This window comes from Streptomyces sp. NBC_00454 (genome assembly GCF_041434015.1).
In the GTDB taxonomy this organism is placed as follows: domain Bacteria; phylum Actinomycetota; class Actinomycetes; order Streptomycetales; family Streptomycetaceae; genus Streptomyces.
The window spans coordinates 4,637,629-4,653,539 of sequence record NZ_CP107907.1; the positions used below are offsets into that span (position 1 = coordinate 4,637,629).

The window sequence follows — 15,911 nt, forward strand, 5'->3', positions numbered from 1 at the left end:
GGCTCGCTCAAGAGCCCCCCGTCATCCCCGGGACCGTTCAGACCATGATTGAGACTCGACCCCGAAAGAGGGATTGACGCACAGTGCTCGACGTCAACTTCTTCGACGAGCTGCGGATCGGCCTTGCCACCGCGGACGACATCCGAACCTGGTCCCACGGCGAGGTCAAGAAGCCGGAGACCATCAACTACCGCACGCTCAAGCCCGAGAAGGACGGACTCTTCTGCGAGAAGATCTTCGGTCCGACCCGGGACTGGGAGTGCTACTGCGGCAAGTACAAGCGTGTCCGCTTCAAGGGCATCATCTGTGAGCGTTGTGGCGTCGAAGTCACGCGCGCCAAGGTGCGCCGCGAGCGGATGGGCCACATCGAGCTTGCCGCTCCCGTCACCCACATCTGGTACTTCAAGGGCGTCCCGTCGCGCCTTGGCTACCTGCTGGACCTCGCGCCGAAGGACCTCGAAAAGGTCATCTACTTCGCCGCGTACATGATCACGTTCGTGGACGACGAGCGCCGCACCCGCGACCTCCCGTCCCTGGAGGCGCACGTCTCCATCGAGCGCCAGCAGATCGAGAACCGACGCGACTCGGACCTCGAAGGCCGCGCCAAGAAGCTCGAGACCGACCTGGCCGAGCTTGAGGCCGAGGGCGCGAAGGCCGACGTACGCCGCAAGGTGCGCGAAGGTGCCGAGCGCGAGATGAAGCAGCTCCGTGACCGCGCTCAGCGCGAGATCGACCGTCTCGACGAGGTCTGGGCGCGCTTCAAGAACCTCAAGGTCCAGGACCTCGAGGGCGACGAGCTGCTCTACCGCGAGCTGCGCGACCGCTTCGGTACGTACTTCGACGGCTGCATGGGCGCCGCGGCGCTCCAGAAGCGTCTGGAGTCCTTCGACCTCGACGAAGAGGCCGAGCGCCTCCGCGAGATCATCCGTACCGGCAAGGGCCAGAAGAAGACCCGTGCGCTCAAGCGCCTCAAGGTCGTCTCCGCGTTCCTGCAGACCAGCAACAAGCCCAAGGGCATGGTTCTGGACTGCGTGCCGGTGATCCCGCCGGACCTGCGTCCGATGGTGCAGCTGGACGGTGGCCGCTTCGCGACCTCCGACCTGAACGACCTGTACCGCCGCGTGATCAACCGCAACAACCGCCTGAAGCGTCTTCTCGACCTCGGTGCTCCCGAGATCATCGTGAACAACGAGAAGCGCATGCTCCAGGAGGCCGTGGACGCCCTCTTCGACAACGGTCGTCGTGGTCGTCCGGTGACCGGTCCCGGTAACCGTCCGCTGAAGTCCCTGAGCGACATGCTCAAGGGCAAGCAGGGTCGATTCCGTCAGAACCTCCTCGGCAAGCGCGTGGACTACTCCGCGCGTTCCGTGATCGTCGTCGGCCCGCAGCTGAAGCTGCACCAGTGTGGTCTGCCCAAGGCCATGGCGCTGGAGCTCTTCAAGCCGTTCGTGATGAAGCGCCTGGTCGACCTGAACCACGCGCAGAACATCAAGTCGGCGAAGCGCATGGTCGAGCGCGGCCGCACGGTCGTCTACGACGTGCTCGAAGAGGTCATCGCCGAGCACCCGGTTCTCCTGAACCGTGCGCCCACGCTGCACCGCCTCGGCATCCAGGCCTTCGAGCCCCAGCTGGTCGAAGGCAAGGCCATCCAGATCCACCCGCTCGTCTGCACCGCGTTCAACGCGGACTTCGACGGTGACCAGATGGCCGTGCACCTGCCGCTTTCGGCAGAGGCGCAGGCCGAGGCCCGCATCCTGATGCTGTCCTCGAACAACATCCTGAAGCCGGCAGACGGTCGTCCCGTCACCATGCCGACCCAGGACATGGTGCTGGGTCTGTTCTTCCTCACCACCGACGGCGAGCTCCGTGACGTCAAGGGCGAGGGCCGTGCGTTCGGCTCCACCGCCGAGGCGACCATGGCGTTCGACAACGGTGAGCTGGCGCTCCAGTCGGCCGTCGACATCCGCTTCCCGGTGGGCACCATCCCGCCGCGTGGCTGGGTGCACCCGGTCGCCGAAGAGGGCGAGCAGGAGTTCCAGGCGGGCGACAGCTTCCGTCTGCGCACCACCCTGGGCCGCGCGCTCTTCAACGAGCTGCTGCCCGAGGACTACCCGTTCGTCGACTACTCGGTGGGCAAGAAGCAGCTCTCCGAGATCGTCAACGACCTGGCGGAGCGCTACCCCAAGGTGATCGTGGCGGCGACGCTCGACAACCTGAAGGCGGCCGGCTTCCACTGGGCGACCCGTTCGGGCGTCACCGTGGCCATCTCCGACGTCGTCGTGCCCGAGGCCAAGAAGGCCATCGTCAAGGGCTACGAGGAGCTGGACGAGAAGGTCCAGAAGCAGTACGAGCGCGGTCTGATCACCAAGGACGAGCGCACGCAGGAGCTCATCGCGATCTGGACCAAGGCGACCAACGAGGTTGCCGAGGCGATGAACGCGAACTTCCCCAAGACGAACCCCATCTTCATGATGGTTGACTCGGGTGCCCGAGGAAACATGATGCAGATGCGACAGATCGCCGGTATGCGTGGTCTGGTGTCGAACGCGAAGAACGAGACGATCCCGCGTCCGATCAAGGCGTCCTTCCGTGAGGGCCTCACCGTTCTGGAGTACTTCATCTCCACGCACGGTGCCCGTAAGGGTCTGGCGGACACCGCCCTGCGTACCGCCGACTCGGGTTACCTGACCCGTCGTCTGGTGGACGTCTCGCAGGACGTGATCATCCGCGAGGAGGACTGCGGTACCGAGCGCGGCCTGAAGCTGAAGATCGGCGTCAAGGACGAGACCGGCGTTCTGCGCAAGGCCGACGACGTCGAGACCTCCATCTACGCCCGCATGCTGGCCGAGGACGTCGTCATCGACGGCAAGGTCATCGCGCCGGCCAACGTGGACCTCGGTGACGTGCTCATCGACGCCCTCATCGCGAACGGTGTCGAGGAGGTCAAGACCCGCTCGGTCCTGACCTGTGAGTCCGCGGTCGGCACCTGTGCCTTCTGCTACGGACGCTCGCTCGCCACCGGCAAGCTGGTCGACATCGGTGAGGCGGTCGGCATCATCGCCGCCCAGTCCATCGGTGAGCCCGGTACCCAGCTGACGATGCGTACCTTCCACACCGGTGGTGTGGCCGGTGACGACATCACGCAGGGTCTGCCGCGTGTCGTCGAGCTCTTCGAAGCCCGTACCCCGAAGGGTGTCGCCCCGATCTCCGAGGCCGCCGGTCGCGTGCGGATCGAGGAGACCGAGAAGACGAAGAAGATCGTCATCACGCCCGACGACGGCAGCGAGGAGACGCCCTTCCCGATCTCCAAGCGCGCCAAGGTCATCGTCAGCGAGGGTGACCACGTCGAGGTCGGCCAGAAGCTCACCATGGGTGCGACCAACCCGCACGACGTGCTGCGCATCCTCGGCCAGCGTGCGGTCCAGGTCCACCTGGTCGGCGAAGTCCAGAAGGTCTACAACTCGCAGGGCGTGTCGATCCACGACAAGCACATCGAGATCATCATCCGGCAGATGCTCCGCCGCGTGACGATCATCGAGTCCGGCGACGCGGAGCTCCTGCCGGGCGAGCTCGTCGAGCGGTCGAAGTTCGAGACCGAGAACCGTCGTGTGGTCACCGAGGGCGGTCACCCCGCCTCCGGCCGTCCGCAGCTGATGGGTATCACCAAGGCCTCGCTCGCGACCGAGTCCTGGCTGTCGGCGGCGTCGTTCCAGGAGACGACCAGGGTTCTGACGGACGCGGCGATCAACGCCAAGTCCGACTCCCTGATCGGCCTCAAGGAGAACGTCATCATCGGTAAGCTCATCCCGGCCGGTACGGGCCTCGCCCGCTACCGCAACATCCGGGTCGAGCCCACCGAGGAAGCCAAGGCAGCGATGTACTCGGCCGTCGGTTACGACGACATCGACTACTCGCCCTTCGGCACCGGCTCCGGCCAGGCTGTCCCGCTGGAGGACTACGACTACGGCCCGTACAACGGCTAAGTCATAGGGCATACGAAGAAGCCCCCCGCCGCTCCGAGAGGAGTGGCGGGGGGCTTCTTCGTACCCGGGTCCCGTGTCCCGGTATCAGCCCCGGCGGCGCTCGCGGCGCAGGCCCGTCACCGTGACCGAGGCCAGGGCCAGGAGGGCGAGGGTGGCGCCGGCCAGGCCCGGGGTGAGGCCCCTGGGGGTGAAGGTGCAGGAGAGGCGGGTGGTTCCGGCGGGGATGTCCATGGAGACCAGTCCGTGGAAGTCCTTCACCGGGGCCGTGCACCGCCAGCCGGGCACGTCGGTCATCGCGAAGACGGCGGTGCCGGTGGTGCCCTTCGGGAAGGTGGCCTCGATGGTGTGGCCCCCCGCGGTGACCTCGGTGGCCCCGGTGGCGGTGAGCCGGGCGACGGCCCCGGTGAGCTCGGCGCGGTCGAGGCAGCCGACGGGGTGCCGGCCGGCGTCTGCGCGCAGGTTACGGGTCTTCACGGTGACCTCGCCCCGGCCGTTCGCGGGGATCCGGCCGAGCGGCAGGACCCCGGCCGAGCGGCCCCCCAGGCGCCACCGCACGCCGCCGGAGGCCACCGTGCCGTAGAGCCCGGGGGAGTACCAGAAGGCCTCGGAGCCGGGGGCGCACCGGGCGGCGTACGTCCGCTCGGTGGCGGTGCCGCCGCGGGTGACGGGCGGGACCCGGTAGACGGTGGCTCCGAGCAGGTTCTCCTGGCGGGCGTAGACGCTGCCCGCCGGGTTGGGGGAGGTGTAGGGGGCGCTGCGGACGGTGACCAGGGGAGGGGCCGGGAACCGGGAGGCGGTCCAGGTGTCCGGATCGGCTGCGGGGCGGACCCGGGCGCCGATCGAGAAGATGGCGTCCAGGACGGGGTTGTCGGCGCCGAAGAAGGTACGGCCGTCGTTCTTGAAGCCGAAGCCGAGGGGTTCCAGTGCCCGGTAGGTGACCTCGGGCAGGTAGCTGCTGTAGTACTGCGGGCCCTCGGTCCGGAGCGCGAGCGCGTCGTTGTACGAGCTCTGCGGCGAGCCCGAGTCGGTCCGGTACGCGGGCCAGCCGTGCACCTGGCGGGCGGCTTCGAAGCGGCGGGTGATCGACGGGCCCGAGGTCACCGCGGGCGCCGCCCAGCGCTCGCGTCCCCGGCGCAGGTCGGCATTGACCGCGGCGGCCGTGGACTCGGCGAGGACCACGCCGATCATCAGGGCGGCGGCCACGGGGATCAGCACCGGGCGCTTGGCGCCCCGCGCCAGCAGGACCAGGGCCAGCAGGGACACCGCTCCGCCGCCCAGGACCGCGGGCCAGGTGGCGCCGCCGAAGTCGTCGGTGCGGCTGAGGACGGCGGTGGCGGCGACCAGCACCCCGAAGCTCAGCGCCAGCTGCCGCGGACGGGGCCCGGCGGCCAGCGACAGCCAGGCCAGGATCACGAGCATCCCGCTGAAGACGAAGGCCTCGCGGTAGGGGTTGCCGTTGGGCACCGCCAGCCCGTGCCAGACGTACTGGGTCGGCGGGAACTGGAAGGAGGCCGCCACCAGCCCCGTGGCCACGGCCCACACCAGGCGGGTCCTCTTGGCGACGGCCCCGTTGAGGAGGAAGGACCCGGCGAGGATCAGGCCGAGCGAGGCCACGTACAGCCGGGGCCGGCCACCCCACAGGTGGGTGGCGGGGAGCATGCCCGTCAGGAAGGCATCGAGCCGCACCGGATGGAACGCGCCCGCCCCGGTCGGCTGCGCGGCCCCGCTGGAGAGGAACGCGGGCAGCAGCAGCGGCAGGGTCAGCAGGATCCCTGTCGCGGCGGCCGTCGCGGCCCGCCCCGCGGCGCGCAGCCGCTGCGGGCCGGTCAGGTCCGTGAGGATCAGGCGGATGGCGAGCAGCACGCAGGCGGCCATCGTGGCCATCATCGCGGTGTAGAAGTTCCCGAACCAGGCGAGCGCCACCAGCAGGGTCGCGGCGGGCCAGCGGCGCCGCTCCAGGCACCACTCGACGGCGATGCCGAGCAGGGGGAGGGCGACCAGGCCCCACAGCCACATGGGGATGTACGAGGCGTCGCTGAGCGCCCAGCCGCACAGCCCGTACACGGCTCCCAGGACGCCCCGCTGCCACCAGGGGCCGGCGTGCAGTTTGCCGAGGTAGCAGGCCATCACGGCGGCGGCGGCGCCCATCGTGAGCGGGGTGATCGCGAAGACGGCGAGGTCGACCCGGTCGCGGGGGACCAGGACGGTCAGCCAGGAGAAGGGGTTGCAGAGGTAGGTGTAGTAGTCGGAGAGGAACGGTTCGCCGAAGCCGCCGCGCCAGGTGAAGAGGAGGTCTCCGGCCGCCTGGCCGTGCACCAGGTCCCACAGGGCCCGGTGGAAGGGCACGTACTGGTTGGCCTGGTCGTTGATGGCGCGGCCGGTGGCGCCGAAGGGGTATGTGCCCCGGGCCGCCCAGGAGGCGCATAAGGCGCCCGAGGCGATGAGGAAGGCCAGCAGGGGGGCGCCGGCCCGCCGCAGGGCCCGGCGGCCTCGGGTGGCCGGGGGGCGGGGCGGGGCTTCGGGCGGGCTCTGCGGCGGGCCGTGGAGGAGCTCCGGCGGACCCTCGGTCGTCGTCGGCTGGGTGGTGGCCGTCCCCAATGTCCCGCTCCCTGCTGCGATGGGGTCCCGTCGTGTGCTTTGGGACGAATCGGAGCGCAGCCTAGTTCTCCGGGAGGGCCGGACCCGTGCGGCCCGGCGCGCTGGTGAGAGCCCGCGCCGGGGGTGTGCGCCGCTCGCGCCGGGGGGTGCGGGGCGCGTGTTCGAAGCCTCCGGGGGCGGCCGGTGCGCGCAGCCCCGTAGGGCGGCATGTAGCACATGCGCACCACATCCGCACATCGCGGGGGCCACACAGGGGTCTCGGCCGTGTGGCGACTGGCCGGTGGGCCCTTCGGCGTTCGGGGCCAGGGGCTTTTGTTTTGACCGGAGTGGATGCGGTAGGTACGCTCAGACCTTGTGCCTGGGGTGTGCCTGGGCTCCTGTGCGTGTCCACCAACCGCACTCGAGCCGTAGTCGGCCACCGTGATTCATGCGTTTCCACGCTTGCGTGGAGGTCCGCCGGATCCGACACACCCGACCGCGTGGGTCGGCAAATGTTCCAGGTTAGCTCCACTACACGGCACACAGAAACCGGAGAAGTAGTGCCTACGATCCAGCAGCTGGTCCGTAAGGGCCGGCAGGACAAGGTCGAGAAGACAAAGACCCCCGCGCTTGAGGCCTCGCCCCAGCGTCGCGGTGTCTGCACGCGTGTGTTCACGACCACCCCGAAGAAGCCGAACTCGGCGCTCCGTAAGGTCGCGCGCGTGCGTCTGACCTCCGGCATCGAGGTCACCGCTTACATTCCGGGTGAGGGACACAACCTGCAGGAGCACTCCATCGTGCTCGTGCGTGGTGGCCGTGTGAAGGACCTGCCGGGTGTTCGTTACAAGATCATCCGCGGTGCGCTTGACACCCAGGCTGTCAAGAACCGCAAGCAGGCCCGCAGCCGCTACGGCGCCAAGAAGGAGAAGTAGAAATGCCTCGTAAGGGCCCCGCCCCGAAGCGCCCGGTCATCATCGACCCGGTCTACGCATCTCCCCTGGTGACGTCGCTCATCAACAAGATCCTCCTGAACGGCAAGCGCTCCACCGCCGAGCGCATCGTTTACGGCGCCATGGAAGGCCTCCGCGAGAAGACCGGCGCTGACCCGGTCATCACGCTGAAGCGCGCGCTGGAGAACGTCAAGCCGTCGCTTGAGGTCAAGTCCCGCCGTGTCGGTGGCGCCACTTACCAGGTGCCGATCGAGGTCAAGCCGGGTCGCGCTGCGACCCTGTCGCTCCGCTGGATCGTGGGTTACTCCCGCGCCCGTCGTGAGAAGACCATGACCGAGCGCCTCATGAACGAGCTCCTCGACGCCTCGAACGGCCTCGGTGCGGCCGTCAAGAAGCGTGAGGACACGCACAAGATGGCCGAGTCCAACAAGGCCTTCGCGCACTACCGCTGGTAGTCCCACCCCACATCGAGACCGAGAGAAGACCGAAGCCTTATGGCTACCACTTCGCTTGACCTGGCCAAGGTCCGCAACATCGGGATCATGGCCCACATCGACGCGGGCAAGACGACCACCACCGAGCGCATCCTGTTCTACACCGGTGTGTCTTACAAGATCGGTGAAGTCCACGACGGCGCTGCCACGATGGACTGGATGGAGCAGGAGCAGGAGCGTGGTATCACCATCACGTCTGCCGCTACGACCTGCCACTGGCCGCTCGAAGATGTTGACCACACCATCAACATCATCGACACCCCGGGTCACGTCGACTTCACCGTCGAGGTGGAGCGTTCGCTCCGCGTCCTCGACGGCGCCGTCACCGTCTTCGACGGTGTGGCCGGCGTAGAGCCGCAGTCCGAGACCGTTTGGCGTCAGGCGGACCGCTACGGCGTGCCGCGCATCTGCTTCGTCAACAAGCTGGACCGCACCGGCGCCGAGTTCCACCGCTGTGTCGAGATGATCAAGGACCGCCTCGGTGCGGTTCCGATCGTCATGCAGCTCCCCATCGGTGCCGAGATGGACTTCCAGGGCGTTGTCGACCTGGTCACCATGAAGGCGTTCGTCTGGTCCGCCGAGGCGACCAAGGGCGAGATGTACGACATCGTCGACATCCCGGACACCCACAAGGAAGCCGCTGAAGAGTGGCACGCCAAGCTGGTCGAGACGGTCGCCGAGAACGACGACCAGATCATGGAGCTGTTCCTCGAGGGCGTCGAGCCCACCGTCGAGCAGCTGCACGCCGCTGTGCGTCGCATCATCATCGGCTCCAAGGGTGACAACGGCGCCACCGTCACCGCGGTGTTCTGTGGCACGGCGTTCAAGAACAAGGGCGTTCAGCCCCTGCTCGACGCCGTCGTCCGTTACCTCCCGTCGCCCCTGGACATCGAGGCCATCGAAGGCCACGACGTCAAGGACGCCGAGCTCGTCGTGAAGCGCAAGCCCTCGGACGACGAGCCCCTCGCGGCGCTCGCGTTCAAGATCATGCGTGACCCGCACCTCGGCAAGCTCACCTTCGTCCGGGTTTACTCGGGCCGCCTGGAGGCCGGCACTGCGGTGCTGAACTCCGTCAAGGGCAAGAAGGAGCGCATCGGCAAGATCTACCGCATGCACGCGAACAAGCGTGAAGAGATCGAAGCGGTGGGCGCCGGCGACATCGTCGCCGTCATGGGCCTGAAGCAGACCACCACTGGTGAGACGCTGTGTGACGACAAGAACCCGGTGATCCTGGAGTCCATGGACTTCCCGGCCCCGGTCATTCAGGTCGCCATCGAGCCCAAGTCCAAGGGTGACCAGGAGAAGCTGGGTGTCGCCATCCAGTCTCTCGCGGAGGAGGACCCCTCCTTCCACGTTCACTCGGACGAAGAGACCGGCCAGACCATCCTCGGTGGTATGGGCGAGCTGCACCTCGAGGTGCTGGTCGACCGTATGAAGCGCGAGTTCAAGGTCGAGGCCAACGTCGGCAAGCCGCAGGTCGCGTACCGCGAGACGATCCGCCAGACGGTGGAGCGTCACGACTACACCCACAAGAAGCAGACCGGTGGTACCGGTCAGTTCGCCAAGGTGCAGATCGCGATCGAGCCGATCACCGAGCCCGACGGTCCGGCGTACGAGTTCGTGAACAAGGTCACCGGTGGCCGCATCCCGAGGGAGTACATCCCCTCGGTCGACGCCGGTGCGCAGGAAGCCATGAAGTTCGGCATCCTGGCCGGCTACGAGATGACCGGCGTTCGCGTCATTCTTCTCGACGGTGGCTACCACGAGGTCGACTCCTCCGAACTCGCGTTCAAGATCGCCGGTTCGCAGGCCTTCAAGGAGGCCGCGCGCAAGGCTTCTCCCGTGCTCCTCGAGCCGATGATGGCCGTCGAGGTCACCACGCCGGAGGAGTCCATGGGTGACGTCATCGGTGACATCAACTCCCGCCGTGGCCAGATCCAGGCCATGGAGGAGCGTCACGGTGCGCGCCTCGTGAAGGGCCTCGTGCCCCTCTCGGAGATGTTCGGCTACGTCGGAGACCTCCGCAGCAAGACCTCGGGTCGCGCCAGCTACTCGATGCAGTTCGACTCCTACGCCGAGGTTCCCCGGAACGTCGCTGAGGAGATCATCGCGAAGGCCAAGGGCGAGTAACTCTTCCGAGTACACGCTTTAGGCTTGTCACCGGAGCCTCTGGGGCAACAGGAGTAACCCTTCCGTTGCCCCGGGGGAACCGGCTATCCAGCAAAGATCACCTGGCGCCGATCTGTAAGGCGTACAGAACCACTCTCCAGGAGGACCCCGTGGCGAAGGCGAAGTTCGAGCGGACTAAGCCGCACGTCAACATCGGCACCATCGGTCACATTGACCACGGTAAGACGACCCTCACGGCCGCCATTACCAAGGTGCTGCATGACGCGTACCCGGACCTGAACGAGGCCTCGGCCTTCGACCAGATCGACAAGGCTCCCGAAGAGCGCCAGCGCGGTATCACCATCTCGATCGCGCACGTCGAGTACCAGACCGAGGCGCGTCACTACGCCCACGTCGACTGCCCGGGTCACGCGGACTACATCAAGAACATGATCACCGGTGCCGCGCAGATGGACGGTGCGATCCTCGTCGTCGCCGCCACCGACGGCCCGATGCCGCAGACCAAGGAGCACGTGCTCCTGGCCCGCCAGGTCGGCGTTCCGTACATCGTCGTCGCCCTGAACAAGGCCGACATGGTGGACGACGAGGAGATCCTGGAGCTCGTCGAGCTCGAGGTTCGTGAGCTCCTCTCCGACTACGACTTCCCGGGCGACGACCTTCCGGTCGTCCGCGTCTCCGCGCTGAAGGCGCTCGAGGGCGACAAGGAGTGGGGCGAGAAGCTTCTCGGCCTCATGGCTGCCGTCGACGAGGCGATCCCGACCCCGCCGCGTGACACCGAGCTGCCGTTCCTCATGCCCGTCGAGGACGTCTTCACGATCACCGGTCGCGGTACCGTCGTCACCGGCCGTATCGAGCGTGGTGTCCTGAAGGTCAACGAGACCGTCGACATCATCGGTATCAAGGAGACCAAGACCACCACCACGGTCACCGGTATCGAGATGTTCCGCAAGCTGCTCGACGAGGGCCAGGCGGGCGAGAACGTCGGTCTGCTCCTCCGTGGCATCAAGCGCGAGGACGTCGAGCGCGGCCAGGTCATCATCAAGCCCGGTTCGGTCACCCCGCACACCGAGTTCGAGGCCCAGTCGTACATCCTGTCGAAGGACGAGGGTGGCCGTCACACCCCGTTCTTCAACAACTACCGTCCCCAGTTCTACTTCCGTACCACGGACGTCACGGGTGTTGTCACCCTGCCGGCCGGCACGGAGATGGTCATGCCGGGCGACAACACCGAGATGACGGTCACGCTGATTCAGCCGGTCGCCATGGAGGAAGGCCTCAAGTTCGCCATCCGTGAGGGTGGTCGTACCGTGGGCGCCGGCCAGGTCACCAAGATCACGAAGTAATTCGTGCTCTGACCTGGTAGCTCGCTGACGCGGGCACCATGTTTGACAGAAGGGCCCCTTCCCCGTCGTTCACGCGACGGGGAAGGGGCCCTTCTGCATGCGCAGCTCCATGGAGCCCTACGGGACTTCGCGCGCGGCCCGCGCTCACCCCTCGCGCAGCGACTCCGTGAACTCCAGGCAGGCGTCGTACCGGGGGAGCAGCCCGGACGCGAGCGCGTCGGCCAGTGAGGGGGCCGCCTCGTCGCGCGAGGACAGCAGCGGGACCTCGGCCGGCCAGTCGATGCCCAGGCCCGGGTCGAGCGGGTGGAGCGCGTGCTCGCCCGCCGGGTTGTAGGTCGCCGAGCAGAGGTAGGAGAGCGTGGCCCCGTCGCTCAGCGCGCAGAAGCCGTGGCCGAGCCCCTCGGGGAGGTAGACCGCGCGGCGGTCCACGTCGTCCAGCCGGACCCCTTCCCAGTGGCCGAAGGTCGGGGAGCCGACCCGCAGGTCCACGACGACGTCGAGGACGGCCCCGCGCACGCAGGTGACGTACTTGGCCTGGCCGGGCGGGACGTCGGCGAAGTGGATGCCGCGGACCACCCCCCGCTCGGAGACCGAGAGATTGGCCTGCGCCAGGTTCAGGGGGTGCCCGACCACCTCGGCGAGCCGGTCGAAGCGGTACCACTCCATGAACATGCCGCGCGGGTCGCCGTGCTGCTGGGGGACGATCTCGTAGGCCCCCTTGATCCCGAGCTCGCGGAACTTCACAGGGCGGCCTCCTCTTCGAGCAGTCCCAGCAGGTAGTCCCCGTAGCCGCTCTTGGTGAGCGGCTCGGCCAGTGCGCGCAGCTGCGCGGAGCCGATCAGCCCCGCCCGCCAGGCGGCCTCCTCGACGCAGCCGATCTTGAACCCCTGCCTCTCCTCTATCACCCGCACGAACTCCGAGGCCTGGACCATCGCCACGAAGGTTCCGGTGTCCAGCCAGGCGGTGCCCCGGTCGAGGACGGTGACGTGCAGTTCGCCGGCCCGGAGGTAGGCATCGTTGACCGCGGTGATCTCCAGCTCCCCGCGGGCGCTGGGTTTGAGGCCGCGGGCTATCCCGACGACCTGGTTGTCGTAGAAGTAGAGGCCCGGTACGGCGTAGCGGGACTTGGGGACGGCGGGCTTCTCCTCTATGGAGACGACCTGCCCCTTCGCGTCGAACTCCACCACTCCGTACGCCGTGGGGTCCGCGACCGGGTACGCGAACACCCGGCCGCCCTTGGCGCCGGCCTGCTCGGCGAGCCGCGTGCCGAGGCCGCTGCCGTGGAAGATGTTGTCGCCGAGGATCAGGGCGACGGAGCCGTCGCCGATGAACTCGGCACCGAGCACGAACGCCTGGGCAATGCCCTCGGGACGCTCCTGGACGGCGTACTCCAGCCGGATGCCGAACTGCGAACCGTCGCCGAGCAGCCGCTCGAACTGTTCGCGGTCCTCCGGGGTGGTGACGATCAGGATTTCGCTGATCCCGGCCATGACCAGGGTGGAGAGCGGGTAGTAGATCATCGGTTTGTCGAAGACGGGCAGCAGCTGCTTCGACACGGCCCGGGTCAGCGGCCAGAGCCGGGATCCGGTGCCGCCGGCTAAGAGGATTCCTCGCATGTGGAGAACCTATGCGAGAGGCGTTCGACAGGCGGCTACTCTTCGGATTATGCGCATCCTCGTCACCGGCGGTGCCGGTTTCATAGGCTCGGAATTCGTCAGGCAGCAGTTAGGCGCGGACCCGGCCGCGCGGATCACCGTCTTCGACAAGCTGACCTACTCCGGCGTCGAGGCGAACCTGGCGCCGGTGGCGGACCACCCGGGATACGCCTTCGTCAGGGGCGACATCTGCGACGCCGAGGCCGTCGAGCGGGTGATGCCCGGACACGACGTCGTCGTGCACTTCGCGGCCGAGTCCCACGTGGACCGCTCGATCGCCGGCGCGGGCCCCTTCGTGACGACCAACGTCGTGGGCACCCAGGTCCTCCTGGACGCCGCCCGCAAGCACGGGGTCGGACGCTTCGTCCACATCTCCACCGACGAGGTGTACGGATCGATCTCCGAGGGCTCCTGGACCGAGGAGTGGCCGCTGGCGCCCAACTCCCCGTACTCCGCCTCGAAGGCCTCCTCCGACCTGCTGGCCCTGGCCTACGCCCGGACGCACGGGATGGACGTGGTCGTCACGCGCTGCTCCAACAACTACGGGCACCACCAGTTCCCGGAGAAGGTCATCCCGCTGTTCGTCTCGAACCTGATGGACGGCAAGAAGGTCCCGCTGTACGGCGACGGCGGCAACGTGCGCGACTGGCTGCACGTCTCCGACCACTGCCGCGGCATCGACCTGGTGATGCGCAAGGGACGCGGGGGAGAGGTCTACAACATCGGCGGCGGGGTCGAGCTGACCAACAAGGAGCTCACCGGAGTCCTGCTGGAGGCCGCGGGCCTCGGCTGGGAGATGGTCGAGCGGGTCGAGGACCGCAAGGGCCACGACCTGCGCTACTCCATCGACATCGGCAAGATCGGCTCCGAGCTGGGCTACGCCCCGCAGGTCACCTTCGAGGAGGGCATCGCGGCGACCGTGGACTGGTACCGGGAGAACCGTGCCTGGTGGGAGCCGCTGAAGGCGAAGGCGGCGCTGCACAAGTGAGCGCCGCACGAGTGAGTACGGACCCCGCGGGCGCGCGCTGGCTCGTCACCGGCGCCGCCGGGATGCTCGGCCGGGACGTCCTGGCCGCACTCCGGGAGGCCGGGATCCGGGCCGGGGGCCTCGGCCGCGCGGACCTCGACATCACCGACCCGGTGGCCGTCCGGGCCGCGGTCGAAGGCGTGGCCGTGGTCGTGAACTGCGCCGCCTGGACCGATGTGGACGGCGCCGAGAGCGCCGAGGAGGCCGCAACCGCCGTCAACGGTACGGGTGTTCGGGTTCTCGCCGGGGCCTGCGCCGAGGCCGGCGCCCGGCTGCTGCACGTCTCCACCGACTACGTGCTGCCCGGCGATGCCTCGCAGCCGTACCCCGAATCCGCCCCGACCGGCCCGGTCAACGCCTACGGCCGCTCCAAGCTGGCCGGAGAGCGGGCGGTGGCCGAGCTGCTGCCGAAGGACGGCTATGTCGTCCGCACCGCCTGGCTGTACGGGGAGCACGGGCCGAACTTCGTCGCCACCATGCTGGGGCTGGCCGCCCGGCGGGACACCCTCGACGTGGTCGACGACCAGCACGGCCAGCCCACCTGGTCCTACGCGCTGGCCCGCCGCCTGGTGGAGCTCGGCTCCGCCGCCCTGGACGGGCGGGCTCCGGGCGGGGTCTACCACGGCACCGCGGGCGGCCGGACCACCTGGTTCGGGCTGGCCCGGGAGGCCTACCGGCTCGCCGGCCTGGACCCCGAGCGGATCCGGCCGACGGACTCCGCGGCGTTCGCCCGGCCCGCCGCGCGGCCGGCCTTCAGTGTCCTTGGTCACGGCCGCTGGGCACAGGCCGGACTGGAGCCGCTGGCCGACTGGCGGGTCCAGCTCGCCGAGGCGATCACCCGGCCCGCCTTCGCGGACCTGCTGAAACTGCCGTAGAAGATCGCTGCGGGGCCCCGGCCGCCGGCATCGACCCGTACGGGGGCCGGAATGTCCGTGATCAACACTTCCTGGCGCGGTCCCGCGGACGATCACGGCGATCCGGCCGGTCCCGCCGGGACCCGGTCGCGCGTCGCGATTTGACGCGTACGCGCGGCGGAGTAGTCTCTTCGGCCCGATTGGCGCAGTACGCGTCTCGTATGGCAGACTACTCAAGTTGCTCGGCTGAGTGCCGATGCTGCGCGCCTCCCGCCGGGAGGACCGGAAGCGAGTCCCACAGTACTCGTCGCCTTACCTGCCTTTCGGGGCAGCAATGGGGCGGACGTACGGGAATCTTCTGGGAAGCGTCAGCACGGTGCCTTCCAGGCACTCGGTGGGTGTTTGCCCCCGATCTGCGGTCTTGGGACCGCACCCCCTTGGATGAGGGAATTTCCGTATGGGAATTTTTTCTAGAGGGAGTGCGACACGCCCGACCGCGTGGGTCGGAGGAAAGCGGCGGAGCGATCCGCAGCCGGCCGAGCGCCAGAGCGTTTCCACAACAGACAGGACTACGGAGTAGCCATGGCGGGACAGAAGATCCGCATCCGGCTCAAGGCCTACGACCACGAGGTCATCGATTCGTCGGCGAAGAAGATCGTCGAGACGGTGACGCGCACTGGTGCGTCGGTCGCGGGCCCGGTGCCGCTGCCCACTGAGAAGAACGTGTACTGCGTCATCAAGTCGCCGCACAAGTACAAGGACTCGCGCGAGCACTTCGAGATGCGCACTCACAAGCGCCTGATCGACATCCTCGACCCGACGCCCAAGACCGTTGACTCGCTGATGCGCCTGGACCTTCCGGCCGGCGTTGACATCGAGATCAAGCTCTGAGAGGCAC

General features: G+C 68.1%; 11 protein-coding genes. 8 read left to right on the forward strand and 3 right to left on the reverse strand.

What is annotated here, in order from left to right; translation table 11 throughout:
• Window positions 1-83: 83 nt before the first annotated feature.
• Entirely contained in the window at window positions 84-3,983 is a 3,900-nt protein-coding gene (locus OHU74_RS21620; RefSeq protein ID WP_371617430.1) for a DNA-directed RNA polymerase subunit beta', read from the forward strand.
• Between the two features lie 84 nt (window positions 3,984-4,067).
• On the opposite strand, the gene OHU74_RS21625 is transcribed toward OHU74_RS21620, so the two are convergent.
• A complete protein-coding gene (locus tag OHU74_RS21625) occupies window positions 4,068-6,581 on the reverse strand; it encodes a YfhO family protein (RefSeq protein ID WP_371617431.1) in 2,514 nt (837 codons plus the stop codon).
• Between the two features lie 539 nt (window positions 6,582-7,120).
• On the opposite strand from OHU74_RS21625, the gene rpsL reads away from it, so the two are divergent.
• From rpsL to tuf, 4 genes are all read left to right on the forward strand, one after another.
• Window positions 7,121-7,492 (forward strand): 30S ribosomal protein S12, encoded by a 372-nt coding sequence (gene rpsL, locus OHU74_RS21630; RefSeq protein ID WP_007265893.1) that lies wholly within the window; start codon window positions 7,121-7,123, stop codon window positions 7,490-7,492.
• Between the two features lie 2 nt (window positions 7,493-7,494).
• Window positions 7,495-7,965 carry a 30S ribosomal protein S7 gene (gene rpsG, locus OHU74_RS21635; RefSeq protein ID WP_330298073.1) on the forward strand — a complete coding sequence of 157 codons (471 nt, stop codon included), beginning with the start codon at window positions 7,495-7,497 and terminating at the stop codon, window positions 7,963-7,965.
• 39 nt (window positions 7,966-8,004) lie between these two features.
• Window positions 8,005-10,134 carry an elongation factor G gene (gene fusA, locus OHU74_RS21640; RefSeq protein ID WP_371617432.1) on the forward strand — a complete coding sequence of 710 codons (2,130 nt, stop codon included), beginning with the start codon at window positions 8,005-8,007 and terminating at the stop codon, window positions 10,132-10,134.
• Between the two features lie 149 nt (window positions 10,135-10,283).
• A complete protein-coding gene (tuf, locus tag OHU74_RS21645) occupies window positions 10,284-11,477 on the forward strand; it encodes an elongation factor Tu (protein WP_112447760.1) in 1,194 nt (397 codons plus the stop codon).
• Window positions 11,478-11,621: 144 nt separating this feature from the next.
• Here tuf and rfbC read toward each other — a convergent pair whose 3' ends face one another.
• A complete protein-coding gene (gene rfbC / locus OHU74_RS21650) occupies window positions 11,622-12,221 on the reverse strand; it encodes a dTDP-4-dehydrorhamnose 3,5-epimerase (protein WP_371617433.1) in 600 nt (199 codons plus the stop codon).
• Window positions 12,218-13,093, reverse strand: coding sequence for a glucose-1-phosphate thymidylyltransferase RfbA (rfbA, locus tag OHU74_RS21655; protein WP_371617434.1), 876 nt, complete (start codon window positions 13,091-13,093; stop codon window positions 12,218-12,220). Before rfbA ends, rfbC begins: the two co-directional genes overlap by 4 nt.
• Before the next feature lie 49 nt (window positions 13,094-13,142).
• Between rfbA and rfbB the strand changes: the two genes are divergently transcribed.
• From rfbB to rpsJ, 3 genes are all read left to right on the forward strand, one after another.
• Window positions 13,143-14,120 (forward strand): dTDP-glucose 4,6-dehydratase, encoded by a 978-nt coding sequence (gene rfbB, locus OHU74_RS21660; RefSeq protein WP_371617435.1) that lies wholly within the window; start codon window positions 13,143-13,145, stop codon window positions 14,118-14,120.
• A gap of 62 nt (window positions 14,121-14,182) precedes the next feature.
• The gene (gene rfbD, locus OHU74_RS21665; protein ID WP_371619758.1) at window positions 14,183-15,034 is read left to right on the forward strand and encodes a dTDP-4-dehydrorhamnose reductase; all 852 of its coding nucleotides are present in this window, start codon (window positions 14,183-14,185) and stop codon (window positions 15,032-15,034) included.
• A gap of 561 nt (window positions 15,035-15,595) precedes the next feature.
• Entirely contained in the window at window positions 15,596-15,904 is a 309-nt protein-coding gene (rpsJ, locus tag OHU74_RS21670; protein ID WP_003948644.1) for a 30S ribosomal protein S10, read from the forward strand.
• The last annotated feature ends 7 nt before the right edge of the window (window positions 15,905-15,911 follow it).

Bases quoted from the DNA above. Each gene is read 5' to 3' on its own strand.
- rfbD (WP_371619758.1), top strand. From the start codon at position 14,183: ATGCTCGGCCGGGACGTCCTGGCCGCACTCCGGGAGGCCGGGATCCGG.
- rfbB (WP_371617435.1), top strand. From the start codon at position 13,143: ATGCGCATCCTCGTCACCGGCGGTGCCGGTTTCATAGGCTCGGAATTC.
- rfbA (WP_371617434.1), bottom strand. From the start codon at position 13,093: ATGCGAGGAATCCTCTTAGCCGGCGGCACCGGATCCCGGCTCTGGCCG.
- fusA (WP_371617432.1), top strand. From the start codon at position 8,005: ATGGCTACCACTTCGCTTGACCTGGCCAAGGTCCGCAACATCGGGATC.
- rpsG (WP_330298073.1), top strand. From the start codon at position 7,495: ATGCCTCGTAAGGGCCCCGCCCCGAAGCGCCCGGTCATCATCGACCCG.
- rpsJ (WP_003948644.1), top strand. From the start codon at position 15,596: ATGGCGGGACAGAAGATCCGCATCCGGCTCAAGGCCTACGACCACGAG.